The organism is Rhodobaculum claviforme (assembly GCF_016653255.1).
Classification (GTDB): domain Bacteria; phylum Pseudomonadota; class Alphaproteobacteria; order Rhodobacterales; family Rhodobacteraceae; genus Rhodobaculum; species Rhodobaculum claviforme.
This window is the reverse complement of sequence record NZ_NHSD01000016.1, coordinates 1-2594: the sequence shown is the minus strand read 5'-3', so window position 1 is coordinate 2594 and position 2594 is coordinate 1. Positions and strand designations below refer to the sequence as shown.

At 70.9% G+C, this 2594-nt stretch carries 2 protein-coding genes; both read left to right on the top strand.

What is annotated here, in order from left to right:
• Positions 1-1787: hydantoinase B/oxoprolinase family protein (locus CCR87_RS00230; protein WP_201155336.1), on the top strand; the 1787-nt coding region annotated here is incomplete at its 5' end.
• Between the two features lie 83 nt (positions 1788-1870).
• A partial coding sequence (locus CCR87_RS00225) for an SAM-dependent methyltransferase (RefSeq protein WP_274609734.1) occupies positions 1871-2594 on the top strand: 724 nt, incomplete at its 3' end.

Genomic DNA, 2594 nt, shown 5'->3' with positions numbered 1-2594 from the left:
TGCCAGGCCCCGCCAGCGACCGCACCACGCCGGTCTTTACCGCCGGGGCCTGGCACGACGCCGCCGTGTTCCGCCGCGAGGGGCTGTCGCCCGGCGACCGCATCCCCGGCCCCGCCCTGATCATCGAGGCCAACCAGACCATCGTCGTCGAGCCCGGCTGGGAAGGACAGATCACGCCGCGCGACCATGTCCTTCTGAGCCGGGTGGAGGCCGCGACCCGCGACGAGGCCCTGGGCACGGCGGCCGATCCGATCCTGCTGGAGGTGTTCAACAACCTCTTCATGAACATCGCCGAACAGATGGGGGTGGCGCTTCAGAACACCGCCCAGTCGGTCAACATCAAGGAACGGCTGGATTTCTCCTGCGCGGTGTTCGACGCGAACGGCGCGCTGGTGGCGAACGCCCCGCACATGCCGGTGCATCTGGGATCGATGGACCGCAGCGTGGAGACGGTGATCCGCCTGAACGCGGGCGACATCCATCCCGGCGACGTGTTCGCGCTGAACGCGCCCTACAACGGCGGCACGCATCTGCCCGACATCACCGTGTGCACGCCGGTGTTCGACGCGGCCGAGCGCGAGGTGCTGTTCTGGGTCGCCTCGCGCGGGCACCACGCCGATGTGGGCGGCACCGCGCCGGGCTCGATGACGCCGCTGGCCACCACGGTGGACGAGGAAGGCGTGCTGATCGACAACTTCCGCCTGGTCGCGCGCGGCACCTTCCGCGAGGACGCGCTGCGCAGGCTGCTGACCGACCACCCCCACCCCTGCCGCAACCCCGACCAGAACGTGGCCGACCTCAAGGCGCAGATCGCCGCCAACGCCCGCGGCATCGCGGAGCTGCGCCGCATGATCGACGATTTCGGACTGGAGGTCGTGCAGGCCTACATGGGCCATGTGCAGGACAACGCCGCCGAGGAGGTGCGCCGCCTGCTGGGCCGGCTGGAGGACTGCGCGGCCGAATACCCCACCGACACCGGTCAGGTGATCCGCGTGAAGATCACCGTGGACCGCGACGCGAGGCAGGCCACGGTGGATTTCACCGGCACCTCGGAGGCGCAGGCCAACAACTTCAACGCGCCCGAACCCGTGACCCGCGCGGCCGTCCTTTATGTGTTCCGCGTGATGGTGGAGGCGGGCATCCCGATGAACGCGGGCTGCCTGCGGCCCATCCGGCTGGTGATCCCCGACGGCTGCATGCTGAAGCCCGCCTATCCCCGCGCCGTCGTCGCGGGCAACGTGGAGACCAGCCAGCACGTCACGAATGCGCTGTTCCAGGCGCTCGGCGCCATCGCCAACAGCCAGGGGACGATGAACAACCTGACCTTCGGCAACGACCGCCACCAGTATTACGAGACGATCTGTTCGGGCTCGCCGGCCGGGCGGATGAACGACGGCGGCGGGTTCGCGGGCACCGGGGGCGTGCATGTCCACATGACCAACTCGCGCCTGACCGATCCGGAGGTGCTGGAGCTGCGCTTCCCCGTCCTTCTGGAGGAATTCGGCCTGCGCCCCGGATCGGGCGGCGATGGCGCGTATCCGGCGGGTGACGGCACCCTGCGCCGGTTGCGGTTCCTGGAGCGGATGGACTGCGCGATGCTGTCCTCGCACCGGGGCCGGGCGCCGCAGGGGCTGGCGGGCGGCGGCGCGGGCCAACCGGGCCGCACCCTCGTGCGCCGCCTCGACGGGCAGGAGGAGGAGCTGCCCGCCTGCGCCCAGACCGTGCTGGAGGCCGGCGAGACCATCACCGTCATCCCCCCCACCGCCGGTGGCTTCGGGGCGCCCTGATCGGCACCCGCGGGCATCACCCGCGCGTCACGGAACCGTCATGCGGGGGACTTTGGCGCCACAGCGTGCTAGAGGCGCCCGCGATGGCGCAGTTGGTTGGCTATATCCCCGCCGTGGGCTTCGAAGCGGAGCTGGAGCGCGAGCTCGCGCGTGCCGGCGTGCGGCTGCGCGGCTGGCATGGCGACCGGCTGTTGCTGGCCGACCCGCCGGCGGTTGACCCCGCCTGGGCGGAGGACGTCTGGGTCGACGCGCGCGAGCTGCCGGTGCCTTCGATCAAGCAGGCGGCCCGAACGCTCAAGGCCCTGCAGCGCAACTGGGCGCTCCTGACCCCGCCCGCGCAGGTCCGCCGCGCCAACCTGATCGCCCAGCAACTGCCGCACGTCTCGATGAAGCCGCTCGCCTTCCCCGACCGTCCGCCGTCAGCGTCGCTTGGCGGCTGGACGTTGTTGGACGCGGATCGGATGTTGGCATCGCCAACCACGCGCAGCCCGTTTCCGCATGGCCAGGCCCGGTTCGTCGAGGACCGGGAGACGCCGCCCAACCGCGCCTACCTCAAGCTGTGGGAGGCGCTGAGCCTGCTAGATGATCGGCCGGGGCCGGGCGATCTTTGCCTCGACCTCGGTGCCGCACCCGGCGGCTGGACCTGGGTGCTCGCCAGTTTGGGCGCGCGGGTGGTTGCGGTGGATAAGGCCGAGCTGGCCCCGCAGGTGGCGGCGATGCCGGGCGTTGAATCCCGCCGGGACAGCGCTTTTGCGCTTGACCCCAAGGTCGACGGGCCGGTCGATTGGGTGTGTTCCGACGTCGTCT